This is a genomic window from Stenotrophomonas sp. WED208 (assembly GCF_040984485.1).
Lineage (GTDB): Bacteria > Pseudomonadota > Gammaproteobacteria > Xanthomonadales > Xanthomonadaceae > Stenotrophomonas > Stenotrophomonas riyadhensis.
In genome coordinates, this window is record NZ_JAZARB010000001.1 from 2420324 (window position 1) to 2446019 (window position 25696).

Genomic DNA, 25696 nt, shown 5'->3' on the forward strand with positions numbered 1-25696 from the left:
GCGCTGACCCTGTCACGGAACTCCCCGCATGGATAAAGCCCTTTACGTGGCGATGACCGGTGCCCGCGCCTCCCTGCAGGCGCAGGGCACGCTCAGCCACAACCTCGCCAACTCCGATACCCCCGGCTTCAAGGAAGCGCTGGCCAACACCGAAGCCTTCCCGATCCGTGGCCCGGGCTTTGCCTCGCGGGTGGATGCGCTGCATGTCGATGCCGGGTTCAACCGCACGCCCGGCTCGCAGCACATCACCGGCAAGCCGCTGGATCTTTCGCTGCAGACCGGCACCTGGCTGGCGGTACAGTCCAGCGACGGCAGCGAGGCGTACACCCGTGGCGCCGCGCTGTCGGTGACGCCGAACGGCCAGCTGGTGACCTCCAGTGGCCGCACGGTACTGGATGACAACAACAACCCGATCGCCATTCCACCCTACCAGGCCATGGAGATCGGTGCCGACGGCACGATCTCGATCATTCCGCAGGGCGAAGGCCCGCAGACCATGGCGCAGATCGGCCGGATCAAGGTCGTGCAGGCGCCCGACGAGCGCCTGGAGCGCGGCCTCGATGGCCTGTTCCGCAACACCGATCCACGCCAGCCGTTCGCACCGGCGCAGGGTACGGCCGTGCACAGCGGCCAGCTGGAAGGCAGCAACGTGGATGCCGCCGGTGCACTGGTTCAGATGATCCAGCTGCAGCGCCAGTACGAAATGCAGGTGCAGGTGATCAAGCACGGCGACGACAACGCGCGCAGCGCCAACAGCCTGCTGCGCCTGGGCAGCTGACGGAAATCCGGCGCCGGCTGACAGCGGCGCTGGCACACCGCTTGCACACCCGCAGACAAGGGCCGCACCACGCGGCCGGCTCCACCAGACAGGACACCGAAGATGAACCAGGCATTGTGGATCGCGAAAACCGGACTGGATGCGCAGCAGATGCGCATGTCGGTGGTTTCCAACAACCTCGCCAACACCAACACCACCGGCTTCAAGCAGGACCGTGCCAGCTTCGAGGACCTGCTGTACCAGCAGGTGCGCCAGCCCGGCGGTTCCTCGTCGGCACAGACGCAGCTGCCGACCGGCCTGCAGCTGGGCACCGGCGTGCGCGTGGTCGCCACCGCCAAGAATTTCGAACAGGGTGGCCAGCAGCAGACCGGCCGCGCCCTCGACGTCATGGTCAACGGTCGCGGCTTCTTCGAAGTGCAGATGCCCGACGGCAGCTCGGCCTACACCCGTGATGGCTCGTTCAAGATCAACCAGGACAGCGAGCTGGTCACCAACAGCGGCTACCCGGTGCAGCCAGGCATCCAGATTCCCGAAGGCGCGCAATCGGTAACCATCGGTACCGACGGCACCATCAGCGTGAAGATGGCCGACGGCGCCGCTTCGGTGGAAGTCGGCGCGCTGACCCTGACCGATTTCGTCAATCCGGCTGGCTTGCAGGCCCGTGGCGAGAATCTGTTCCTCGAGACCACTGCGTCCGGCCCGGCACAGAACGGCAACCCCGGCCTCAACGGCCTCGGCACCGTGGTGCAGGGCGCGCTGGAAGGCAGCAACGTCAACGTGGTGGAAGAGCTGGTGTCGATGATCGAAACCCAGCGCGCCTACGAAATGAACGCCAAGGCGATCTCCACCACCGATTCGATGCTCGGCTATCTCAACAACAAGCTCTGACCGGCCAAACCGGGAAACCGCCATGTCGCCCATTTCCAACTTCGCCCGCACTGCCCTCGCCTGCGCCGTGGCCGCCCTGCTCGGTGGCTGCGTGATCGCGGGCGACGTGCGCCCCTACCCGACGATGGCACCGATCCAGCCGATCATGCCGCCGCAGGCACAGCCGACCGCCGGTGCGATCTACGCTGCCGGCCCGACGCTGCAGCTGTATTCGGACCGGCGCGCACGCGATGTCGGCGACCTGCTGACCATCACGCTGCTGGAAAACACCACCGCGCAGACCAGTGCCAACACCGCCACCAACAAGGAATCGAACCTGAGCCTGGGCACACCGTCCATTCTCGGCGCACCGGTCACCCTCGGCGGCAAGGACATCCTCAGCGCATCGGCGGCGGGCAAGCGTGACTTCACCGGCAAGGGCAACAGCGCGCAGAGCAACCGCCTGCAGGGCAGCGTCACCGTCACCGTGGTGCAGCGCCTGCCCAACGGCAACCTGGTGGTGCAAGGGCAGAAGAACCTGCGGCTGAACCAGGGCGATGAACTGGTGCAGGTGCAGGGCATCGTCCGTCCCGGCGACATCAGCCAGGACAACACCATTCCGTCCAGCCGCGTGGCCGAGGCCCGCATCGTCTACGGCGGCCGCGGTCCCGTCGCGCAGTCCAACGCGATGGGCTGGCTGAGCCGCTTCTTCAACTCCGGCCTGACGCCGTTCTGAGTATGGCCATGAAACTCTTCCTCTCTTTTTCCTGGCAGCGCCGCATGGCGTCGTTCGTCGCGCTGATGCTGCTGGTCGTGGCAACCCCGGCCAGCGCCGAGCGCATCAAGGACCTGGCCCAGGTCGGTGGCGTGCGCGGCAATGCGCTGGTGGGTTATGGCCTGGTGGTCGGCCTGGACGGCAGCGGCGATCGCACCAGCCAGGCCCCCTTCACCGTGCAGAGCCTGAAGAACCTGCTCGGCGAACTGGGTGTCAATGTGCCGCCGAACGTCAATCCGCAGCTGAAGAACGTGGCGGCGGTCGCCATCCACGCCGAGCTGCCGCCGTTCGCCAAGCCCGGCCAGCCGATCGACATCACGGTCTCCTCGATCGGCAACGCGGTCTCGCTGCGCGGCGGTTCGCTGCTGATGGCACCGCTGCGCGGTGCCGATGGCCAGATCTATGCCATCGCCCAGGGCAACCTGATCGTCGGAGGCTTCGGTGCGCAGGGCAAGGATGGTTCCCGTGTCTCGGTGAACGTGCCCAGCGTCGGCCGCATTCCCAACGGTGCCACGGTTGAACGCGCCCTGCCCGATCCGCTGGCCAACGGCGGCGACATCACTCTGAACCTGCACAACAACGACTTCACCACGGTCTCGCGCATGGTCGCCGCGCTCAACAACGCCTTCGGCGAAGGCGCCGCACGCGCGATCGACGGCGTGACCGTCGCGGTCACTGCACCGACCGACCCGGGCGCGCGCATCGGCCTGCTGGCGCGCATCGAGAACCTGGAGCTGACCCCAGGCAGCGCCCCGGCCAAGGTGGTGGTCAATTCGCGTACCGGCACCGTGGTCATCGGCCAGCAGGTGCGCGTGGGACCGGCGGCGATTTCGCATGGTTCGCTGACCGTGACCATCCAGGAAAACACCAACGTCAGCCAGCCCAATGCCCTGTCCGGCGGCCGTACCGTGGCCAGCCCGCAGTCGACCATCACCGCCACCAACGACGGCAGCCGCATGTTCAAGTTCAGCGGCGGTACCACCCTGGACGAGATCGTGCACGCGGTGAACGCGGTTGGCGCGGCACCGGGCGATCTCATCGCGATCCTGGAAGCCCTGAAGCAGGCCGGCGCATTGAGTGCCGAGCTCGAGGTGATCTGATATGCGCATCACTCCCGCATTCGATCTGCACCCGGCGCAACAGAACGATCCGGCCAAGATCGACAAGGTCGCGCGCCAACTGGAAGGCCAGTTCGCGCAGATGCTGGTCAAGAGCATGCGTGACGCCAGCTTCGGCGACTCGCTGTTCCCCGGCGAAAACAAGATGTTCCGCGAGATGTACGACCAGAAGATTGCCGAGGCGATGACCCGCGGCAAGGGCCTGGGCCTGTCGGGCATGATCAGCCGGCAGCTGTCCGGCCAGGCCGCCGAGGGCCCGGCGCTGGATACCCGCGTGGACCCGGCCAAGGCCAGTCGTGCCTACCAGCTCAATGCACCGGCCAAGCCGGCACCGTCGCTGCCGCTGGAAGACGGCAGCCAGGCGGTGCGCCTGCTGCAGCAGATGGCCGCCGGTGCGCAGCACGGTGCGCAGGCCGCGGTCGCGCCGATGGAACAGGCGCTGGACCTGATCGCCGGGCGCGAGAGCAGCAGCATGCACCGCTCGCTGGGCACCGACGATCCGTACATCGGCAGCCTGCAGGGTGAGGACTGGGCCGCCAACAGCGACCAGTGGTCGGCCACCGCCAGCAATCGCGGCACCGCGATCAGCCCGGCCGATGCAATGGCCACCCGTACCGCCGTCGCCCAGCTGGGCGAGCACACCCCCGAAGGCTTCGTCGCCAGCATCTGGCAGCACGCGCAGAGTGCGGCCAAGGAACTGGGCGTGGATGCCCGCGCCCTGGTCGCCCAGGCCGCGCTGGAAACCGGCTGGGGCAAGCGCCACATCAAGCATGCCGACGGCAGCACCTCGCACAACCTGTTCGGCATCAAGGCCAATGGCTGGAACGGCCAGCGCGCCGTGGCCGGCACCCATGAATACGTCGACGGCGTACGCCGCAACGAGACCGCCAGCTTCCGCGCCTACAGCTCGCCGGCCGAGAGCTTCGCCGACTATGTGCGCCTGCTGAAGACCAGCCCGCGTTACCAGCAGGCCCTGCAGGCCGGCACCGACGTGCAGGGCTTCGCCCGCGGCCTGCAGCGCGCCGGCTATGCCACCGATCCGCGTTACGCGGCCAAGATCGCCGCGATCGCCGGCGGCCCGACCATCGAGCGCGCGGTCAGCGCGGTGGCCGATGCCGGCACGCGCCTTGGCCAGACCTTCGCCAGCACCGCTACCGCGGCGCTGGGTATCACTCGTCGTTGAGGAACCCCATGTCCAGCGTACTTTCCACCGGTACCGGTGCCCTGCTCGCCTTCCAGCGTGCGTTGGCGACCACCAGCCACAACGTGGCCAACCTCAATACCCCGGGCTACAGCCGGCAGAAGGTCAACTTCGCCACCGCTGATCCGCAGAACTACGGCTATGGCACGGTCGGCAACGGCACCCGCATCACCGACATCCGCCGCACCGCCGACCAGCTGGCGATCTCGCGCCTGCTCGACAGCAGCGGTGAACTGGCGCGCCTGAAGCAGCTCTCCGGCATGGCAGACCGGGTCAACTCGCTGTTCTCCGAAGCCGCCACCAACGTGGCCGGCGTGTGGTCGAACTTCTTCGACTCGGTCAGCGGCCTGTCCTCCAATGCCTCCGGCACGGCCGACCGCCAGAACATGCTTGACGGTGGCAAGGCGCTGGCCAACCGCTTCGTGCAGCTCAACACGCACCTGAACAACCTCAACAGCGAGGTCAACAACGGCCTGATGGCCGGTGCCACCGAGGTCAACCGCCTGGCGCAGGAGATCGCGCAGATCAACGGCGCCATCGGCACCAACATCGCCACGGCTGCGCCTGACCTGCTCGATCGCCGCGACCAGCTGATCACCCAGCTGATCGGCTACACAGGTGGCACGGCAGTGATCCAGGACGGCGGCATCATGAATGTCTACACCGCCGGCGGCAACGCGCTGGTGGTGGGTACCACGGCGACCAAGGTCACCACCGTGGCCGACCCATACCAGCCCGAACGCCTGCAGCTGGCACTGGAGACCCAGGGCAATACGATCCGGCTTGACGCAAAGGCGGTCGGTGGCCAGATCGGTGGCCTGCTGGAGTTCCGCGACACCGTGCTGACCCCGGCCCAGGCCGAACTGGGCAAGCTCGCCGTGGGCCTGGCCGAAACGTTCAACCAGGCCCATCACCAGGGCGTGGACATGTATGGCCAGCTGGGTGGCGACTTCTTCAACATCGGCAACCCGCGCGTCACCGCCAACAACGCCAACACCGGCAGCGCCAGCCTGAGCGCCACCTATGGCGACCTCGGCAAGCTGGATGCACAGAACGTGGTGCTGCAGTTCGATGGCACCAACTGGAAGGCCAGCCGTGCCGACACCGGCGCCAACGTTCCGCTGACCGGTACCGGCACCGCTGCCGATCCGCTGGTGATCAACGGTGTCAAGATGGTGGTCGGGGGCACCCCGGCCGCCAATGATCGATTCCTGCTGCAGCCCACCGCAGGCGTGGCCGGCAGCATGGAAGTGGCGATCACCGATCCCTCGCGCATCGCTGCGGCCGCTGCGGTGAAGGGCGCGGCCGCGACCTCCAACACCGGTACCGGCAAACTGAGTGGGGTCACCGTCAGCGATTCGACCAACGCCAACCTGCGCAATCCGGCCGCGATCGTGTTCACCTCGGCCACCACCTACACCATCGATGGCGGCCCGCCGCAGACCTACACCCCCGGCCAGACCATCAGTGCCAACGGGTGGAGCTTCGTGCTGGATGGCGCACCGAAGGTCGGCGACACCTTCAACATCACCCCGACCCCGGCCGGCTCCTCGGACAACAGCAATGCCTCCAAGCTGGCCAAGGTGGAAAGCGCGAAGGCCTTCAACGCCGGCACCGTGACCCTGAACGGCGCACTGGGTGGCCTGACCACCCAGGTCGGTGCCGCCGCGCGCTCGGCCGAGTACTCGCTGGAGGCGCAGCTGGTGATCAATGACAAGGCGCAGGAAGCCCGTGACGAGGTGTCCGGCGTCAACCTGGACGAGGAAGCCGCCGACATGCTGCGCCTGCAGCAGGCCTACCAGGCCGCCTCGCAGCTGATCTCCACCGCCGACAGCATGTTCCAGACCATCCTGGGAGCCGTCCGCCGATGAGCAGCCGCATCTCCACCAGCATGATGTACAACCAGTCGGTGTCGCTGATGATGGCCAAGCAGGCCAAGCTGAGCCACCTGGAGCAGCAGATCGCCACCGGCAGCAAGATCGTCAGCGCCAAGGACGATCCGGTCGGCGCCGGCGCTGCCGTTGGCCTTGATCGCAGCCTGGCAGCCCTGGACCGGATGAAGCTCAATGCCGGCAACGTGCAGAACCGGCTGGGCGTGCAGGAGAACACCCTGGCTCAGGTCAATGATCTGATGGGGCGGGTCAACGACCTGACCATCCAGGCCAGCAACCCCGCGTTGAGCGCGGCCGACAAGAAGACGCTGATCACCGAGCTGAACCAGATCCGCGACGGCCTGCTGTCGCTGGCCAACGCCGAGGACGGCACGGGCCGCTATGTGTTCGGCGGCACCAACGATGGTGACCCGCCGTTCGCCAAGATCAACGGCAAGGTGGTCTACCGCGGTGACCAGACCCAGCGCCAGATCGAGGTCGGCCCCGATACCTACGTCCGCGATGCCCTGCCCGGCAGCGAGATCTTCATGCGCATCCCCACCGGCGACGGCTTCGTCGATGGCGGTGCCGCAACGGGCAATACCGGCAACGGCGTGCTGACCAACATCACCCGGGACGGTACCGACAGCTGGAACGGGCAGTCCTTCAGCATCCGCTTCACCGCTGCCGACCAGTACCAGGTGCTCGATGGCGCCGGCAACGTGACCAGCACCGGTACCTACAAGGCCGGCGACAATCTGGAAGTGAACGGCGTGCGCCTGCAGATCACCGGCGCGCCGGCAGCAGGCGACAGCTTCAACGTGAAGCCGGCGAGCAGTCGCGACATCTTCGACACCATGGACAAGCTGATCACCGCACTCGACGCCGACACCGGTACGACCGCGAAGATGAGCGCACAGCAGAACGAACTGCAGAGCGCGCTGCGCGACGTGGCCCGCGCATCGGAACGGATGATCGATTCACGAGCGGCCGGTGGCGCACAATTGAAGGCGCTGGACAATGCCGCCGACATGCGTGAAGCCAACAGTGTGACCCTGAAGACCACGCTGTCGCAGATGCGCGACCTGGACTACGCCGATGCGCTGAGCCAGTACCAGTTGCAGAGCACCGCACTGCAGGCGGCACAGACGATCTTCTCGCAGATGCAGTCGATGTCGTTGTTCAACAAGATCCGCTGACGCATCTCCTGCGTCCCCCCTGAAAGGCCGCGATGCCCTGCATCGCGGCCTTTTTCCGTTTCTGCGGCCCATCGCCGAGGCATGCGCCCGGCGGCCTCCCGCGGATTTTCCGTGATTGCCCATCAAGCCCGGCCGCCCCCCGCCGATACCTTCATCAGCGCTGGTTGGGCATGCCCGACCGCCCCCTTCCGGGATCCCTTTCACGCCCCTCCAGGCTGAAAACCCCGGGAAAACAGCCTCCAACAACGAATTACGGCTTCAACGGAATTCACGGCTAAAGGTTGTTGACAAAGCGCCGTTATTCATTTGGCAACAGCGAAGCACACAGCCACACAAAAAAACAGGCGGCGCTTCGTTTCATTCACCAACGGGTTCCATATAAGAGGAGACGACCCCATGGCACAGGTAATCAACACCAATACGATGTCGCTCAACGCTCAGCGCAACCTGAGCACCAGCGGCAGCTCGCTCGCCACCACCATCCAGCGCCTCTCGTCCGGCCTGCGCATCAACAGCGCGAAGGACGACGCAGCCGGACTGGCCATCAGCGAGCGCTTCACCACCCAGATCCGTGGTCTGGACGTGGCCATCCGCAACGCCAATGACGGCATCTCGCTGGCCCAGGTCGCCGAAGGCTCCCTGAACGAAGTCGGCAACAACCTGCAGCGCATCCGCGAACTGGGCGTGCAGGCCTCCAACGCCACCAACTCGGCCAGTGATCGCAAGGCCCTGCAGGCCGAAGTGACCCAGCTGGTCGGCGAGATCGACCGCGTTGCCAAGCAGGCCGACTTCAACGGCACCAAGCTGCTGGATGGCTCCTTCACCAGCCAGCTGTTCCAGGTCGGCGCCAACGCCGGCCAGGCCATCGCGATCAACAGCGTGGTCAACGCCAAGGCGGATTCCCTGGGCGCCGCCACCTTCGCCAACGGCTACACCGGCACCACCCTGGCAGCCGCTGACAAGGCTACGGCCGATACCACCTACTCCGGCCTGCAGATCTCGGTGACCCCGCCGGGCGGCACCGCCACCACGATCACCGTCAGCGACTTCACCGTGAAGGCGGGCGAATCGATCACCTCGGCCACCTCCGCTGCGATCAACAACAAGCTGGGCGAAACCGGCGTCATGGCCTCGGTCAATGCCGGCGTGATCAGCCTGGCTTCGGTCAAGGAGGGCCAGACCTTCACCCTGGGTGTCAGCGCCGCAACCCCGCCGACCGGCGCCACCGCGGCGACCATCGCCGGCCTCGGCCTGACCGAGACCAGCACCAATGGTGGCCTCCTGACCGGCGCGTCTGCCAGTTTCGTAAAGGACCTGAACGTCACCACGGCCGAAGGCGCGCAGAAGGCGCTGTCGATCGTCGACAAGGCCCTGGAATCGGTCAACAGCGTCCGCGCCGACCTCGGCGCGATCCAGAACCGCTTCACCTCGGTGGTGGCCAACCTGCAGACCTCCTCGGAGAACCTGTCGGCCTCGCGCAGCCGCATCCGCGATACCGACTTCGCCAAGGAAACCGCCGAACTGACCCGCACCCAGATCCTGCAGCAGGCCGGTACGGCCATGCTGGCCCAGGCCAACCAGGTACCGCAGAACGTGCTCAGCCTGTTGCAGCGCTGACATGAGCCGCCCCCGGGGCACGTCGGGGGCGTCTAACCCAACTCACGTGCAACCGCTCAAGGACCTCTCCTCATGGCACAAGTCATCAACACCAATACGATGTCGTTGAATGCTCAGCGTAACCTGAGCACCAGCGGCAGCTCGCTGGCCACCACCATCCAGCGCCTGTCCTCCGGTTCGCGCATCAACAGCGCCAAGGACGACGCCGCTGGCCTGGCGATCTCCGAGCGCTTCGGCACGCAGATCCGCGGTACCGACGTCGCCATCCGCAACGCCAACGACGGCATCTCGCTGGCCCAGGTCGCCGAAGGTTCGCTGACCGAAATCGGCAACAACCTGCAGCGTATCCGTGAACTGGCGGTGCAGTCGTCCAACGCCACCAACTCGGCCAGCGACCGCAAGGCGCTGCAGGCCGAAGTGACCCAGCTGGTCGGCGAAATCGACCGCGTTGCCAAGCAGTCGGACTTCAACGGCACCAAGCTGCTGGACGGCTCGTTCACCAGCCAGCTGTTCCAGGTCGGCGCCAACGCCGGCCAGGCGATTGCCATCGACAAGGTCATCGACGCCAAGGCCGGCTCGCTGGGCAACGTGAAGTTCACTGCCGACGTCGCTGCAACCACCGCCGCCGCCGCCGCGACCAGCGATGGCAAGGTTTCGGGCATGAAGCTCAATGGCGTGACCATTGACGACATCAGCTGGAAGGCCGGCGCGACCGCTTCGGACGTCGCCACCGCCGTCGCCAATGGCATCAACAAGCAGATCGGTGAAACCGGCCTGAGCGCCAGCGTCGATGCCACCGGCAAGATCACCTTGGCATCGCTGAAGGCTGACAAGGACTTCACCCTGGATGCAGCGGGCACCATCACCGGCGGCGCCGGCACCCCGGGTACTCCGACGGCTGCCACCGAAATTGGCATGACCGGCATCGCCAGCACCACCGCTGCGGCAACTACCAACGCCAGCTTCGCCAAGAACCTGGACGTCAGCAGCTTCAAGGGTGCCCAGCAGGCACTGGAAATCGTCGACAAGGCACTGGGCTCGATCAACAGCACCCGCGCCGACCTCGGTGCGATCCAGAACCGCTTCACCTCGGTCGTGGCCAACCTGCAGTCGTCCTCGGAGAACATGTCCGCGTCGCGTAGCCGCATCAAGGACACCGACTTCGCCAAGGAAACCGCCGAACTGACCCGCACCCAGATCCTGCAGCAGGCCGGTACGGCCATGCTGGCCCAGGCCAACCAGGTGCCGCAGGGCGTGCTCAGCCTGCTGCGCTGATCCGCGTCCTGATCGACCACCGGGCGGCGGATGAGCTGCCGCCCGGTTCCTGAAATACGTTCCACCTTCGCCAAAGGAAAGCACCATGGCACAAGTCATCAACACCAACACCATGTCCCTGAATGCTCAGCGCAACCTGAGCACCAGTGGCAGCTCGCTGGCCACCACCATCCAGCGCTTGTCCTCCGGTTCGCGCATCAACAGCGCCAAGGACGACGCCGCTGGCCTGGCGATCTCCGAGCGTTTCGGCACCCAGATCCGCGGTACCGACGTCGCCATCCGCAATGCCAACGACGGCATCTCGCTGGCCCAGGTCGCCGAAGGTTCGCTGACCGAAATCGGCAACAACCTGCAGCGCATCCGTGAGCTGTCGGTGCAGTCGTCCAACGCTACCAACTCCTCCAGCGATCGCAAGGCGCTGCAGGCCGAAGTGACCCAGCTGGTCGGCGAAATCGACCGCGTTGCCAAGCAGTCGGACTTCAACGGCACCAAGCTGCTGGACGGCTCGTTCACCAGCCAGCTGTTCCAGGTCGGCGCCAACGCCGGCCAGGCGATTGCCATCGACAAGGTCATCGACGCCAAGTCCGGCTCGCTGGGCAACGTCAAGTTTGCTGCGGATGTCACCGGTGGCGCCATCGCTGATGCTACCGCTGCCGGCGCCATCGACGGCCTGACCATCAATGGCATCGCCATCGACAAGGTTTCCTACGAGGCCACTGCCAAGGGCGGTGACATCGCCCAGTCGCTGGTCACCGCGATCAACGCCAAGCTGGGCGAATCCGGGGTGACCGCCTCGGTCGACGCGACCGACAAGACCAAGGTCGTGCTCAGCTCGGTCAAGGCCGAGAAGGATCTGGTCGTCGGCGGCACCGTTGCCGGCAGCGGCCTCACTGCGGCGACCACCAACGCAGCCGATGGTGCAACCAGCGTCGTCAAGGGCCTGGATGTCACCTCGTTCAAGGGTGCCCAGCAGGCACTGGAAATCGTCGACAAGGCACTGGGCTCGATCAACAGCACCCGCGCCGACCTCGGTGCGATCCAGAACCGCTTCACCTCGGTCGTGGCCAACCTGCAGTCGTCCTCGGAGAACATGTCCGCGTCGCGCAGCCGCATCAAGGACACCGACTTCGCCAAGGAAACCGCCGAGCTGACCCGCACCCAGATCCTGCAGCAGGCCGGTACGGCCATGCTGGCCCAGGCCAACCAGGTGCCGCAGGGCGTGCTCAGCCTGCTGCGCTGATCCACGGCAAGAAGGCGCCGCTACCGTCGGGTCCAACCGACGGTAGCGGCAACCCGGAAGCCACGATGCACGAAGGCGCGGGCCATGCCCGGCCCGGGAACACTCCCGAACCGGCTTGGCATCGCCCGCTCCTGCGGACCTCTCTTTCAGCGCTGTACCCTTGACTGTACGTACCGGGCGGCTTCGTCTCCCCCCGATTGTCAGTAGCCTGATCCCTCCCCTGCATTGGGGGAGGGCTTTTTGCAGACTCCCGGCAGCCTGCGGTGAACCTACCCGCACCCTGCCCCATCCCTCCTGCAACCTGCGTGCCAGAACCCGCGCCAGACGACTGGCACGGCACGTGCATCAACGAAGTCCTCAAGACCCAGCGGCGCAGGCCGCTATTTTCGTTGACGACGGGCCAGCGCCTAGCGGCCAGGCCCGAATACCAGGAGAAACGACGTGGCAGACTTTGGATACGGTGGCATTGGCTCGGGACTCAACATCTCGGACATCGTCAACAAGCTGGTCGCAGCCGACCGCAAGCCCGCCGACAATGCGCTGAACCTGCAGCAGTCCAAGACCAAGATGCAGCTGTCGTCGGTCGGTGCCGTCACCTCGGCCTTTGACAAGCTGAAGACCGCACTGACTGCGCTGAAGGCCACCACTGCCTTCGATACCCGCACCGTGAGCGCCACCGGCAAGGCCCAGCCAGCCAACACCGACGATGTCCTGACAGCATCGGTGGCACTGTACGACCAGGGCACCACCAAGGCAGCGGCCTCCAACGGCACGCACCTGGTGGACGTGAAATCCCTCGCCACGGCGCACAAGCTGATTGCCAACGCCTCGGTGCCCAAGACCGACACTTTCGGCGCCGGAACCTTGACGCTGACCGTTGGCGTAGGCGACAAGGCAAAGACGATGAAGGTCGAGGTGGAGGCGGGCGACACGCTGACCACCGTGCGCAACAAGATCGACGCAGCAGGCCGAAAGGAAGGCGTGCAGGCGACCCTGATCGCTTCGGGCGACAACCAGTACCTGTCGATCGCCCAGGAGAAGACCGGCGCCGCCAATGCGATCAAGCTTGAATACGGTGGCAGCGACCCGAAACTGAGCGCATTGGTTGGCAGCCTTCAGGAGAACACTGCAGCCGCCGATGCCGAGCTGACCATCGATGGCGTCACGGTGATCAGTGCCAGCAACACCGTGGCCGATGCCGTGCCGGGCCTGACCTTGAACCTCAAGGCCAAGGGCAAGAGCACCGTGGTGATCAGCACCGATACCACTGCAGCCACCAAGGTGATGCAGGAGTTCGTGACGGCTTACAACGCAGCGATCGCGGCAATCAACACGGAAACCAAGTACGACGCCAAGACCAAGGAAGCCGCCACGCTGACCGGCGACGCGCAGATGCGTGGTGCCACCAGCCAGTTGCGCTCCATGATGTCGGGTGTGTTGAAGGAGCTTTCCGCCGATGGCCTGGACCCGAAAACACTGGGCCTGCAGACACGCGGCTATCCCAACGCCGACGGCAGCCTGGTGCTGGACGCCACCAAGTTTGCTGCCGCACTGGCCAACCAGCCCGAGAAGATCCGCTCTGCAATTACCGGGGATACCGGCGGCGCTGGCAAGCTCTACACCATGGTCGACGGCTATGTCAGCACGACCACGGGCAAGGAAGGCGCTTTCGTCGCCCGCACCAAGGGGCTGAACAATACGCTGGACAACATCGACAAGCGCCGCAAGGACCTGGACACGCGGATGAAGAACGTCGAGGAACGCTACAAGAAGCAGTTCCTTGCGCTCGACAGCCTGATGGGCAAATTGCAGCAGAGCAGCAGCGCCCTGTCGCAGCAGCTGTCACAACTCAATCGCTGAGGCGCTGCGCGCAACGCTCAAGTTTGGCGTGCAACCCACCGATAACGGACGCAACAGCAATCAACGCCGCACCGCCGGCAGCGGTCCCCACGACCGCCCGGCGGCACCCAGCGCAAGGAGAATCACGAATGTACGGTTCCAGCCGTCAATATGCCGAGCAGTACCGCCAGGTGGGAGTGACCAGTGCGGTTGCCGACGCCGATCCGCACAAGCTGGTGGCGATGCTGCTGGCCGGCGCGCTGGAGCGCGTGCGGCGCGCCCAGGCCAGCCTCGAGCGTGGCGACCAGGCCGGCAAGGGCAAGGCGATCGGCGAAGTCTGCGCGATCGTCGGCCACCTCAACGGCTCGTTGGACCATGAGGCCGGTGGCGAGATCGCCGGAAATCTGTCGGCACTCTACGACTACGTGCTGCAGCGCCTGACCGAGGCCAACCTGCACAATGACCGTGCCGCCCTCGACGAAGCACTGCAGCTGCTGGGCGAGATCGACAGCGCCTGGAACGCCATTCCGATGGAGCAGCGTCGCCCCGCTGCGGTGGCGCCATGAGCCTGCATGAACTGCACGCGCAATTGGATGCCTTCGAGAAGGCCCTGGGCGAAGAGTCCCTCGACCAGGCCGACAGTCTGCTCGATGGCCACGACAGCACCCTGCATGCCCTGCTCAGCCAGCCACTGACCGCAGCCGATCACGCGCCGCTGACCGCGCTGTTCGAACGCCAGCAGAACCTGCTCGGCCTGCTGCGCCAGCGTCGTGATGCAGTGGCCGCACTGATGAACGATGGCCAGCGCTCCCTTCGCGCGGCGCATGCCTATCTGCAGGCAGAATCACTCGCATGACCCAATTGCCGACCACGTCGCTGCACCACCCCGCCGAAAGCGAGCTGTTCGACGAAACGCTCAGCTGCGAGCTGGCCCTGCCGGCCGAGTTCCAGGCAGGCAGCGCCGCCGGTCGCACCAGCAGTGCCGAAGGCCTGCTGCGCAGCCTGGCGCTGGTTGAAGACAGCCGCGTTGACGAGCACGACGACCGCAACGAAGCCAGCCTGCAGCTGCAGCGGCTGGAAGCCAAGCTGGATCTGGCGATGGTGCTGCTCGGCCGGCTGGTGCGCCAGCAGGGCCAGGAACTGACCCTGCGCCCGGTGCGCTGGTCGCGTCGCGGCATACGCCTGCAGCTGGGCCCACGCAGCGGCGCCAGCCCCGGCCAGGCCGGCCTGGTCCGCCTGCAGCCCAGTGACTGGCTGCCCGACCATATCGATCTGCCGGTGGAAGTGATCGCAGAAGCGGCCGATGGCGGCGGTGGTCACTATCTCTGGCTGCGCTTCCAGCGCCTCGGCGATGGCCTGGAAATGGCGATGGAGCGTCACTTGTTCCGCCTGCACCGTCGTCAGGTAGCCGAGGCACGCCGGGCACGCTGAAACCTGCCACGCTTGCACAGGACGGACGACCCTTGGCGCGCCCGTTCAGCTAAGTTAAGGTGGACTCCCCATTACGGACCTGCTGCGTGCCTGTGCGAGTTCTCATCGTCGACGATCACACCCTTGTCCGCGCGGGCCTGGCGCGGCTTCTGCAGGGGTTTGCCGACGTGCAGCTCGTCGCCGAGGCCAGCAATGCCGAGCAGGCACTGCAGTTGGCCCTTCAGCACGCCCCGGACGTGGTCCTGATGGACCTGTCTCTGCCCGGGCGCACAGGTCTGGAAGCCCTCAGTGACATCCGCCTGCGCGCCCCCGGCACCCGGGTGGTGATGATGACCATGCACGACGATGCCGCGCACGTGCGCGATGCGCTGGACCGCGGTGCGGTCGGGTTCGTGGTCAAGGATGCAGCGCCGCAGGAGCTGGAACTGGCGCTGCGTGCCGCGCATGCCGGCCAGGTGTTCCTGAGCCCGCAGATCTCGGCCAAGATGCTGGCGCCGATGCTGGGCCGCGAGAAACCCACCGGCATCGCCGCGCTGTCACCGCGCCAGCGCGAGATCCTGCGCCGCATCGGCAAGGGCGAAAGCAACAAGGAAATCGCCGCCGACCTCGGCATCAGCGTCAAGACGGTGGAGACCCACCGCGCACGCATGATGGAGTCGCTGGGCTGCCGCCGCGCCAACGATCTGCTGCTGCTGGCCGCTCGCCACCAGCACGAGCTGGAATGATTGCCTGCGAATGGGGTCAGATCCCGTTCCCATGGAAAGGGATCTGACGCCGCGGCGCCCCTCATCAGCGACGAATTCCCGTCACCCTGACAGGCCCTGACAGGAATCCGTACACGGCGCGACGCAGGCACGGGTCGCCAGCCACCACAAATCAACAACTTGGCGGCATCTATCGTCAACATTCCGCGTCAATGTAGGGAATACCCCTACACCCTGTCGGGATATCCACGAGAGGCCTCAGGAACCCCCCGATTCCGCCCCCGCCGGATCAAAAGCAAGATGCGTTCCACAAGGCGCCGGGGAGCGGTGCCAGGGAACCACGATGAAGGCTGCACTCTCGACCCAGCTGGGCCAACAACTTCACCTCACCCCGCAGCTGCTGCAGTCGATCCGGCTGCTGCAGCTCGATGGCCTGCACCTGGAACAGGAAATCCAGCGCCTGCTGGACTCCAATCCCCTGCTGGAAATCGAAGAGGCTGAAGCACCCACCGCCGAAGCCACCGAGGCCGGCGCCACCACGCTGGAAACCGCTGCGTTCGACGAACTGCCGGAGTCTTCCATGTGGGATGTGGCCGGCGCCAGCTGGCAGGACGGCGACGACGACCGCATGGCGCGCATCGCCGCCGGCGAATCGACCGACCCGCAGCTGCGCGTACTGCAGCGCCTGGCGCTGGACATGGACGACCGCGAGCTGGCCGTGGCCGCCTTCTGGCTGGACCATTGCGATGAGGCAGGCTACCTGCAGGCACCGCTGGACCAGCTGCAGCTGCTGGCCAGCGCCCAGTTCGACATCGCCGCCGACGGCGTCGAAGCCATCCGCCAGCAGCTGCTGCACGGGGAACCTGCTGGAATGGCCGCGCAGGACCTGCGCGAAGGCCTGCAGGCCCAGCTGCGCAGCCTGCACGGCGTAGTCCCCGCCCGCCACCTGGCCGCCCGCATCCTCGATGGCGCGCTCGACGCGCTGGCCGCGCACGACTACCCCGCCCTCGCCCGCCAGCACGATGCCGAGATCGACGACGTACGCGAAGCCGTGCGCCTGATCCTGTCGCTTCAGCCGCGGCCGGGCGACAGCCTGCTGCCGGAACGCAATGCCGTGGTGGTACCTGACGTGGTCGCCTGGCACGCCGACGACCAGTGGAAGGTGGCACTGAACCCGGCCACCAGCCGCCGCGTCTCGATCAACAGCCAGTACGAACAGGCGCTGGCCGAGACCAGCGAGGCCGCACCGGCACTGCGCGAAATGCTGCAGGAAGCGCGCTGGTTCAGCCGCGGCCTGTCGATGCGCTATGACACCCTGCTGCGCACCGCGCGAGTGATCGTCGAGCGCCAGGCCGCGTTCCTGGTGCGTGGCGAAGAGGCCATGGCGCCGCTGACCCTGAAGGAAGTGGCCGAGGAAATCGGCATGCACGAGTCCACCGTCTCGCGCATCACCACCGGCAAATTCCTGCAGACCCCGCGCGGCACCTTCGAACTGAAGCACTTCTTCGCCGTGCGCCTGGAAGGTGCCAGCGTCTCCGGCCAGGCCGTGAAGGCCATGGTCCGCCGCTTGATCGACGCCGAACCCGCCGGCCGGCCGCTGGCCGACGAGGCCATCGCCGGCCTGCTGTCGCGCCAGGGGGTGAACATTGCCCGCCGAACCGTCGCAAAATACCGAGAACAACTGGACATCGCCCCGGCCCGTGAACGGCGCCGGCTTGGCGCCAGGCAACCGCAGCTGGCCCGGGTGGGCTGAAAAGGATGTTGGACATGAACAAGCTCACGGTCCTGCTGGTCGATGACCACGAGGGCTTCATCAACGCGGCGATGCGCCATTTCCGCAAGATCGACTGGCTGCAGATCGTCGGCAGCGCCGGCAACGGCCTGGAAGCGATCGAACGCTCGGAAACGCTGCGCCCGCAGGTGGTGCTGATGGACCTGGCAATGCCGGAAATGGGCGGCCTGCAGGCCACCCGCCTGATCAAGTCGCAGGACGATGCACCGTACATCGTGATCGCCAGCCACTTCGACGACGCCGAACACCGCGAACACGCGCTGCGTGCCGGCGCCGACAATTTTGTCAGCAAGCTGTCCTACATCCAGGAAGTCATGCCGATCCTGGAAGGCCTCAGGGAGGATCGATCGTGAGCGAATCGCGCATCCTGGTGCTGGACAACGACGCCGTGCGTGCCGAGCGCACCGTTGCCCTGCTGGAATTCATGGACTTCAACCCGCGCTGGGTTTCCGACGCAGCCGACTTCGACCTGGGCCGCCAGCGCCAGAACGACTGGATGGCGGTGATCGTCGGCACTCTGGACGACAACGCTGCCAGCACCGCACTGTACAACTGGCTGGGCGGCAGCAGCCTGCCGCCGCCGGTACTGCTGGCCGACGGTGATGCCGCAGCCTTTGCCCACCAGCACGGCCTGCACGAAGCCAACATCTGGCCGTTGGAAACCCCGCTGCGCCATGCGCAGATGGAAGCCCTGCTGCGCCGCGCCAGCCTCAAGCGCCTGGATGCCGAGCACCAGGCCGGCGCCGCGCAGGACCAGGGCCCGACCGGCAACGGCCCGGCGGTGACCGAACTTCGCACCATGATCGAACAGGTGGCCGCATTCGACACCACCGTGCTGGTGCTGGGCGAATCCGGTACCGGCAAGGAAGTGGTGTCGCGCGCGATCCACCAGCGCTCGCCGCGCCGTGATGGCCCGTTCGTGGCGATCAACTGCGGCGCCATTCCGGCCGACCTGCTGGAAAGTGAACTGTTCGGCCACGAAAAGGGTGCCTTCACTGGCGCACTGACCGCGCGCAAGGGTCGTTTCGAAATGGCCGAAGGCGGTACCCTGCTGCTGGACGAAATCGGCGACATGAGCCTGCCGATGCAGGTGAAGCTGCTGCGTGTGCTGCAGGAGCGCAGCTTCGAGCGCGTCGGTGGCAACCAGACCATCCGCTGCAACGTGCGTGTCGTGGCCGCGACCCACCGCGACCTGGAAACCCGTATTGCCGAAGGCAAGTTCCGCGAGGATCTGTTCTACCGCCTCAACGTGTTCCCGATCGACGTGCCCGCCCTGCGCGAGCGTCGCGAAGACCTGCCGGCACTGGTCGAAACCATTGCCGCGCAGCTGGCCCGTACCGGCCGTGGCGAAGTGCGCTTCACCCCGGAAGCCCTGCAGGCCCTGGCCGGCTACGAGTGGCCGGGCAACGTGCGCGAGCTGACCAACCTGGTCGAGCGCCTTGCGGTGCTGCATCCGGGCGGCTCGGTGCGCGTGCAGGACCTGCCTGCCCGCTACCGTGGCGATGCGGCACTGGCAGCGGTGGCCGCACCGGCACCGGTACAGCCGACGGCGAGCGAAGAACGCCTGGACCTGCGCAGCTTCTCGTTCCACACCCCGGGCGGCGGCAGCCAACCGGCACTGGAGCACGGCATCGCCGTCAATCGCGCCGCAGCACCGGCGGCGCTACCCGATGAAGGCATGGACCTGCGCAACCACATGGCCAACATCGAACTGGGCCTGATCAACGAAGCACTGGAACGCACCCAGGGCGTCGTCGCCCACGCCGCCCAGCTGCTCGGCCTGCGCCGAACCACCCTGGTGGAAAAGCTGCGCAAGTACGGCATCGAACGCGAGCAGGCCGAACTGGCCGGCTGAAGCTCGCGACCAGCATGAAGGGGGCACGAACGCCTGGGCTTGCCCGGGCGTTGGTGCTTCCAGTACCTGGGGTCAGATCCCTTTCCTGCGGAAAGGGATCTGACCCCATTGCATTTGCACGTTTTCCTAAAGACATCACCGCCGCAGTGCGGAGCATGGCAAGGACATCCCAAGGAGCTCCGACCATGCATCGCCTCACCCTGCTCGCCGCCCTGCTCTGCCCGGCCCTGGCCACCGCCGCCGACTGCACCCTGCCCACCACGCTGGACCAACGCCAGTTCACCAACCTCAGCGACCCGCTGTACCAGCCAGATAATCCGAATGCCGGACGCATGGTCCAGCTCAGCTTCGCCGGCAACCAGTACGTGCTGGACATCCTCGGCACCGATCTGCGCATCGGCGGCAGCTACCGCTACCAGCGCCTGGCCCCGCACATCGCCGAGATCCAGATGAACGAAGCCCACCCGGCAGGCCCTGCCCGCTACACCCTGCTGCTGACCTGCCTGAGCGACCGCCAGGGCCGCTTCATCTACACCCAGCACGACGGCCCCATCGCACCGCGCCAGCGCCAGAATTCCGGCCGCTGGACCCTGCAGCCATAGGCCAGAAAACCGACGCCGGTTAAATGGCGCCTCGCCGACGCCTCGTCCACACATGACCATGGGGTCAGAGCGCGTTGCGCAGCAACGGGATCCGACCCCAGAAGAGCCGTGTCGACCAAGGTCGACACCCACCAAGAGCAGCCCATGCAATTCCGACAGATCGCGGGACATTGTCGAAGGCGGGGTGGGTCCGGTTGCGGGGGTGTCCGCGGCATGGATGCCGCGGCCAAGCCCCCAGGGACGGGTTTACGGCGTCCCCCGCAACCGGATCCACCGCGCCACCCCACGGATAGCCAGCTTCTGCCGTTGCTTCGGCTTCGGCCGTTGCTGCTGAGGTTGCCGGCCAGCGGCCGGCGCTACCGCGGGGAGCGGGGTGCAACCCCGCACGCACACCCAACCTCCTCACTTCACTGAATCGAAAACCGGTTTCGGCACGGCACTTGCACCTGCTCCAGCAGACAACCCCATCCCCTGTTTCTGGAACCGTTGCAGATGTCCCACTCCGTCACTTCGATCCTTTCGCAGATCCGCTCCTATCAGACCCAGATGGGACAGCCGGCGCTCAACCCGCTGGGCGAAACGCCGCGCAGCAATGCCCTGCCGGGCACGGTGCTGGACGCACCGCAGGCCCAGCCGGCCAGCTTCACCGAAACCCTGCGTGGTGCGATTGCCGGCGTCAACGACGCGCAACAGAAATCCGGCGCCCTCGCCAAGGCCTTCGAAATGGGCGACCCCAGCGCCGACCTGGCCAAGGTGATGGTCGCCTCGCAGCAGTCCCAGATCGCCTTCCGCGCCACCGTGGAAGTCCGCAACCGTCTCGTCCAGGCTTACCAGGACGTGATGAACATGCCGCTGTAAGGAACGTTGACGCATGGCACTGACGCTCTCCAAGGACAGCCTGAACGCCGAGAAGGCCGGGCAATGGTTCGACCGCCTGCAGAGTCTGCAGATCACCCGTCGGCTGGGCCTGATGGCGATGATCGCGGTGGCGGTGGCGGCAGGCCTGTCCGTGTTCTTCTGGTCGCAGAAGCCCGGCATGGTCCCGCTGTATACCGGCCTGGACCAGAAGGCGACCGCTGAAGCGACCGACCTGCTGCGCGCCGCGCAGATCCCGTTCGCGCTCGACCCGGCCACCGGTGGCATCACCGTGCCGGAAAAGAACCTGCACGACGCCCGCCTGAAGCTGGCCGGCTCCGGCCTGACCGACAGCGGCAAGCTCGGCTTCGAGCTGATGGAGCGCGACCCGGGCTTCGGCGTCAGCCAGTTCGTGGAAAGCGCGCGCTACCAGCATGCGTTGGAAACCGAGCTGTCGCGCACCATCAACACGCTGCGCCCGGTGCGCGATTCGCGCGTGCACCTGGCCATTCCCAAGCCCAGCGCCTTCACCCGGCAGCGTGACGTGGCCAGCGCCTCGGTCACCCTGGAACTGCGTGGCGGCCAGCAGCTGGAACGCAGCCAGGTCGACGCCATCGTGCACATGGTCGCGGCCAGCATTCCGGACCTCGCTCCGGAACGCGTGACCGTGGTCGACCAGAGCGGGCGCATGCTCAGCATCACCGACCCGAACAGCGAGGCGGCAGTCAACGCGGCCCAGTTCGAGCAGGTGCGCCGCCAGGAAACCTCGTTCAACCAGCGCATCCGCGAGCTGCTGGAACCGATGACCGGCCCCGGCCGCGTCAATCCGGAAGTGAGCGTGGACATGGATTTCTCGGTGACCGAGGAAGCCCGTGAGCTCTACAACGGTGAACCGCAGAAGCTGCGCAGCGAGCAGATGAGCGAGAACACCACCAGCACCCCGGGCCCGCAGGGCGTGCCGGGCGCGACCAGCAACAGCCCGCCGGGCCAGCAGGCCGCGCCGGCTACTGCGCAGGCCCCGACCGAAAGCAGCAAGAACGCGACCCGCAACTACGAGCTGGACCGCACCCTGCAGCACACCCGCCAGCCGGCCGGCCGCATCAAGCGCGTCTCGGTGGCGGTGCTGGTGGACAACGTGCCGCGCGCCGGCGCCAACGGCAAGATGAGCCCGCAGCCGCTGTCGGCCGCCGAACTGACCCGCGTCGAAGCGCTGGTCAAGCAGGCCGTCGGCTTCAATGCCGAGCGTGGCGACACCGTGTCGGTGATGAACGCCCCGTTCGTGCGCGAGATCACGCCCGAAGAAGGCCCGGCCTGGTGGGAACTGCCGTGGGTGCACGATGCCGGCCGCATGCTGCTTGGCGCGGTGGTTGTGCTGGCGCTGCTGTTCGGCGTGCTGCGCCCGGCGCTGCGTGCGATCACTGGCCAGAACAAGAAGGACGACCCGCAGGCACTGGAACCGCATACCGCGGACGTGCAGCTGGTCGATGACGATGGCATGCCACTGCCGGCGCTCGGCGCCGACCGGGCCAGCCTGGGCGGGCCGGATGCGCTGGCCCTGCCGGTGGATTCATATGAGGAACGACTGCGGATGGCGCGTGAAGCCGTGAAGACCGACTCCAAGCGCGTGGCCCAGGTGGTCAAGGGTTGGGTGGCCAATGACTGAGGCGCCACTGACCGGTGTGCAGCGCGCGGCCGTGCTGCTGCTGTCCCTGGGTGAGCTGGACGCAGCCGAAGTGCTGCGCCACATGGAACCCAAGGAAGTGCAGAAGATCGGCATCGCAATGGCTACCATGACCGACATCACCCGCGAACAGGTGGAACGGGTGATGGACCAGTTCGGCCAGGAACTGGGCTCGAAGACCTCGCTGGGCGTGGGCTCCGACGACTACATCCGCAACATGCTGGTGCAGGCGCTGGGCAGCGAGAAGGCCGGCAACCTGATCGACCGCATCCTGCTCGGCCGCAACACCACCGGCCTGGACGCACTGAAGTGGATGGACCCGCGTGCGGTGGCCGATCTGGTGCGCAACGAGCACCCGCAGATCATCGCCATCGTGATGGCGCACCTGGAAACCGACCAGGCCGCCGACGCGCTGAAACTGCTGCCGGACCGCACCCGCGTGGACGTGCTGCTGCGCATCGCCACCCTCGACGGCATTCCGCCGAATGCGCTGAATGAACTCAACGAGATCATGGAGCGCCAGTTCGCCGGCAACCAGAACCTGAAGTCGTCCAACATTGGCGGCGTGCAGTGCGCGGCCAACATCCTGAACTTCATGGACAGCGGCCAGGACCAGGCGATCCTGGGCGAAATCGCGCGCATCGATGCGCCGTTGAGCAACCGCATCCAGGACCTGATGTTCGTGTTCGACGACCTGGTCGACCTCGACGACCGCGAAATGCAGCTGGTGCTGCGTGAAGTGAGCGGCGAGCGCCTGGGCCTGGCCCTGCGCGGTGCTGACATCAAGGTGCGCGACAAGATCACCCGCAACATGTCGCAGCGCGCGGCGGAAATCCTGCTGGAAGACATGGAAGCCCGCGGCCCGGTGCGCTTGTCCGACGTGGAAGGCGCGCAGCGCGAGATCCTGGCCATCGTCAAGCGCATGGCCGATGAAGGCACCGTCACCATTGGTGGCAGCGCGGAGGCCATGCTGTGAGCAACGTCGTGCGCTGGCTTGCCCCGGACCTGCTGGCTCAGCCCGAACCGGCGCTGGAGCAGGAGGATGCGTTCGAGCTCACCGAGCCGGACCCGGAACACGACCCCGAACCGCCGCTGCAACTACCGACCCTGGAGGAGATCCAGGCGATCCAGGACAGCGCCGAGAAGGAAGGCTTCCAGCACGGCCATGCCGAAGGCTATGGCCAGGGCCAGGCCGAAGTGCGTCGCCTCGCTGCGCAGATCGAAGGCATCCTCGACAACTTCAGCCGACCACTGGTGCGGCTGGAGAACGAAGTGGTCGGCGCACTGGGTGAGCTGGCGGTGCGCATCGCCGGTGCGCTGGTCGGTCGCGCCTATGAAGCTGACCCGGCACTGCTGGCACAGCTGGTCGGTGAGGCGATTGACGCGGTGGGTGGCAGCACCCGGGAAGTGGAAGTGCGGCTGCACCCGGATGACATCGCCGCCCTCGCCCCGTTGCTGAGCCTGCCGCCGCAACAGCGCCTGGTGCCCGATACCAGCCTGAGCCGTGGCGATCTTCGCGTGCACGCCGAAGCGGTGCGCATCGACGGCACCCTGGAAGCCCGCCTGCGCGGCGCGCTGGACGCGGTGATCCGCCAGACCGGAGCCAATGCATGACCCCCGATCCACAGCCGACGCCGCCACCGGCCGACTGGGCCATGGCCCGCAACCTGCGCCTGGCCCGTCGCCTCGATGGCCTGCGTGTGGATACCGCCCATGGCCGCGGCCTGATCCGCGAAGGCGTACTGCGCCGCGCGGTCGGCCTGACCCTGGAAGCCGTCGGCTGCGAGGCGCCCCTCGGCGCCAGCTGCAAGGTAGAAGTGGTTGATGGTGGCTGGGTCGATGCCGAAGTGGTCGGCTTCGCCGGCGAGCGCACCTACCTGATGCCCAGCGCAGAGCTGCATGGCCTGTTGCCCAATGCGCGGGTGGTGCCATCGGCGCGCCGCGGTGGCGTGGAAGTGGGCGAAGGCCTGCTTGGCCGCGTCATCGACAGCGACGGCGTGCCGCTGGATGGCAAGGGCCCGATCCGCGCCGAAGGCCACGTCGGTATGGCCGGCGTGTCGATCAATCCGCTTGCGCGCGAACCCATTACCCAGCCGCTGGACGTGGGCGTGCGCGCGATCAACGCGCTGCTGCCGATCGGCCGCGGCCAGCGCGTCGGCCTGTTCGCTGGTTCCGGCGTCGGCAAGTCGACGCTGCTGGGCATGATGACCCGCTACACCGCTGCGGACGTGATCGTGGTCGGCCTGATCGGTGAACGTGGCCGCGAAGTGCGCGATTTCGTCGAGACCACGCTGGGCGAAGAAGGCCTGCGCCGCGCCGTGGTGGTCGCCAGCCCCGCCGACCGTCCGCCGCTGGCGCGCCTGCACGGCGCCTACCGTGCCACCGCCATCGCCGAGTGGTTCCGCGATCAGGGCCTGAACGTGCTGCTGCTGATGGACTCACTGACCCGCTTCGCCCAGGCGCAGCGCGAGATCGGCCTGTCGGTGGGCGAACCGCCCACCACCCGCGGCTACCCGCCGTCGGTGTTCGCCAAGCTGCCGGCACTGGTCGAACGCGCCGGCAATGGTGCCAAGGGCCGCGGCTCGATCACCGCGTTCTACACCGTGCTGACCGAAGGCGACGATCCGCAGGATCCGATTGCCGATGCGGCGCGCGCGATCCTCGACGGCCACATCCTGCTGTCGCGGCGCGTGGCCGACAGTGGCCTGTACCCGGCCATCGACGTTGAATCGTCGGTCAGCCGCGTGGTCACGGAAATCGCCGACGAACCGTGGCGCCTGCGCATCCGCAAGCTGAAGCGGCTGGTCTCGGCCTACTCGGCCAACCGCGACCTGATCGCCATCGGCGCCTACCAGCGCGGCAACGACGCGGCCACCGACGAAGCCCTGGAGCGCTGGCCGGAAATCATGGAGTTCCTCGGCCAGGACGTTGCCAAGGCCGCAGATCTCCCGCACAGCCAGGCGGCACTGCAGCGCCTGGTGGAACAAGAGAGTTAA

At 66.7% G+C, this 25696-nt stretch carries 24 protein-coding genes; all 24 read left to right on the forward strand.

What is annotated here, in order from left to right; all coding sequences use genetic code 11:
• Positions 1-28 precede the first annotated feature (28 nt).
• The 24 genes from VPH47_RS10830 to VPH47_RS10945 all read left to right on the forward strand — a co-directional run bounded on the left by VPH47_RS10830 (position 29) and on the right by VPH47_RS10945 (position 25696).
• Positions 29-778 carry a flagellar basal body rod protein FlgF gene (locus VPH47_RS10830; protein WP_153855280.1) on the forward strand — a complete coding sequence of 250 codons (750 nt, stop codon included), beginning with the start codon at positions 29-31 and terminating at the stop codon, positions 776-778.
• Between the two features lie 102 nt (positions 779-880).
• Complete coding sequence (gene flgG / locus VPH47_RS10835) at positions 881-1666, forward strand: flagellar basal-body rod protein FlgG (RefSeq protein ID WP_005409571.1); 786 nt, start codon at positions 881-883, stop codon at positions 1664-1666.
• A 22-nt stretch (positions 1667-1688) separates the two neighbouring features.
• Positions 1689-2381, forward strand: a complete 693-nt coding sequence (gene flgH, locus VPH47_RS10840; protein WP_088025898.1) for a flagellar basal body L-ring protein FlgH — start codon at positions 1689-1691, stop codon at positions 2379-2381.
• Positions 2382-2383: 2 nt separating this feature from the next.
• On the forward strand, positions 2384-3520 hold the full coding sequence (locus tag VPH47_RS10845; protein ID WP_368850782.1) for a flagellar basal body P-ring protein FlgI: 1137 nt from the start codon (positions 2384-2386) through the stop codon (positions 3518-3520).
• 1 nt (position 3521) lies between these two features.
• A complete protein-coding gene (gene flgJ, locus VPH47_RS10850) occupies positions 3522-4721 on the forward strand; it encodes a flagellar assembly peptidoglycan hydrolase FlgJ (protein WP_368850783.1) in 1200 nt (399 codons plus the stop codon).
• A gap of 8 nt (positions 4722-4729) precedes the next feature.
• A complete protein-coding gene (gene flgK / locus VPH47_RS10855) occupies positions 4730-6610 on the forward strand; it encodes a flagellar hook-associated protein FlgK (RefSeq protein WP_180846577.1) in 1881 nt (626 codons plus the stop codon).
• Positions 6607-7809: a flagellar hook-associated protein FlgL gene (gene flgL / locus VPH47_RS10860; protein WP_368850784.1), complete on the forward strand. Its 1203-nt coding sequence runs from the start codon at positions 6607-6609 to the stop codon at positions 7807-7809. Before flgK ends, flgL begins: the two co-directional genes overlap by 4 nt.
• A gap of 396 nt (positions 7810-8205) precedes the next feature.
• Positions 8206-9426 carry a flagellin gene (locus VPH47_RS10865; protein ID WP_368850785.1) on the forward strand — a complete coding sequence of 407 codons (1221 nt, stop codon included), beginning with the start codon at positions 8206-8208 and terminating at the stop codon, positions 9424-9426.
• A gap of 72 nt (positions 9427-9498) precedes the next feature.
• Positions 9499-10701 carry a flagellin gene (locus VPH47_RS10870; protein ID WP_368850786.1) on the forward strand — a complete coding sequence of 401 codons (1203 nt, stop codon included), beginning with the start codon at positions 9499-9501 and terminating at the stop codon, positions 10699-10701.
• Between the two features lie 85 nt (positions 10702-10786).
• Positions 10787-11941: a flagellin gene (locus VPH47_RS10875; RefSeq protein WP_368850787.1), complete on the forward strand. Its 1155-nt coding sequence runs from the start codon at positions 10787-10789 to the stop codon at positions 11939-11941.
• Positions 11942-12382: 441 nt separating this feature from the next.
• Positions 12383-13801 carry a flagellar filament capping protein FliD gene (gene fliD / locus VPH47_RS10880; protein ID WP_368850788.1) on the forward strand — a complete coding sequence of 473 codons (1419 nt, stop codon included), beginning with the start codon at positions 12383-12385 and terminating at the stop codon, positions 13799-13801.
• A 128-nt stretch (positions 13802-13929) separates the two neighbouring features.
• Positions 13930-14346 (forward strand): flagellar export chaperone FliS, encoded by a 417-nt coding sequence (gene fliS / locus VPH47_RS10885; protein ID WP_368850789.1) that lies wholly within the window; start codon positions 13930-13932, stop codon positions 14344-14346.
• Positions 14343-14636: a hypothetical protein gene (locus tag VPH47_RS10890; protein ID WP_010485909.1), complete on the forward strand. Its 294-nt coding sequence runs from the start codon at positions 14343-14345 to the stop codon at positions 14634-14636. The genes fliS and VPH47_RS10890 overlap by 4 nt, the downstream gene beginning before the upstream one ends.
• Positions 14633-15211 (forward strand): PilZ domain-containing protein, encoded by a 579-nt coding sequence (locus VPH47_RS10895; RefSeq protein ID WP_180859210.1) that lies wholly within the window; start codon positions 14633-14635, stop codon positions 15209-15211. The genes VPH47_RS10890 and VPH47_RS10895 overlap by 4 nt, the downstream gene beginning before the upstream one ends.
• Before the next feature lie 92 nt (positions 15212-15303).
• Positions 15304-15936, forward strand: coding sequence for a response regulator transcription factor (locus VPH47_RS10900; protein ID WP_005413261.1), 633 nt, complete (start codon positions 15304-15306; stop codon positions 15934-15936).
• Positions 15937-16258: 322 nt separating this feature from the next.
• Positions 16259-17668, forward strand: a complete 1410-nt coding sequence (rpoN, locus tag VPH47_RS10905) for an RNA polymerase factor sigma-54 (protein WP_368850790.1) — start codon at positions 16259-16261, stop codon at positions 17666-17668.
• 14 nt (positions 17669-17682) lie between these two features.
• A complete protein-coding gene (locus tag VPH47_RS10910; protein WP_010485922.1) occupies positions 17683-18060 on the forward strand; it encodes a response regulator transcription factor in 378 nt (125 codons plus the stop codon).
• Positions 18057-19562 (forward strand): sigma-54 dependent transcriptional regulator, encoded by a 1506-nt coding sequence (locus VPH47_RS10915; protein WP_110712225.1) that lies wholly within the window; start codon positions 18057-18059, stop codon positions 19560-19562. The genes VPH47_RS10910 and VPH47_RS10915 overlap by 4 nt, the downstream gene beginning before the upstream one ends.
• A gap of 185 nt (positions 19563-19747) precedes the next feature.
• Positions 19748-20164, forward strand: coding sequence for a hypothetical protein (locus VPH47_RS10920; protein WP_368850791.1), 417 nt, complete (start codon positions 19748-19750; stop codon positions 20162-20164).
• 492 nt (positions 20165-20656) lie between these two features.
• Positions 20657-21022, forward strand: a complete 366-nt coding sequence (gene fliE, locus VPH47_RS10925) for a flagellar hook-basal body complex protein FliE (protein ID WP_005409552.1) — start codon at positions 20657-20659, stop codon at positions 21020-21022.
• Positions 21023-21035: 13 nt separating this feature from the next.
• Positions 21036-22682, forward strand: coding sequence for a flagellar basal-body MS-ring/collar protein FliF (gene fliF, locus VPH47_RS10930; protein ID WP_110712222.1), 1647 nt, complete (start codon positions 21036-21038; stop codon positions 22680-22682).
• A gap of 7 nt (positions 22683-22689) precedes the next feature.
• Positions 22690-23676, forward strand: coding sequence for a flagellar motor switch protein FliG (gene fliG / locus VPH47_RS10935; protein ID WP_024958226.1), 987 nt, complete (start codon positions 22690-22692; stop codon positions 23674-23676).
• Positions 23673-24314, forward strand: coding sequence for a FliH/SctL family protein (locus VPH47_RS10940; RefSeq protein WP_164162383.1), 642 nt, complete (start codon positions 23673-23675; stop codon positions 24312-24314). Before fliG ends, VPH47_RS10940 begins: the two co-directional genes overlap by 4 nt.
• The gene (locus VPH47_RS10945; protein WP_088435729.1) at positions 24311-25696 is read left to right on the forward strand and encodes a FliI/YscN family ATPase; all 1386 of its coding nucleotides are present in this window, start codon (positions 24311-24313) and stop codon (positions 25694-25696) included. Before VPH47_RS10940 ends, VPH47_RS10945 begins: the two co-directional genes overlap by 4 nt.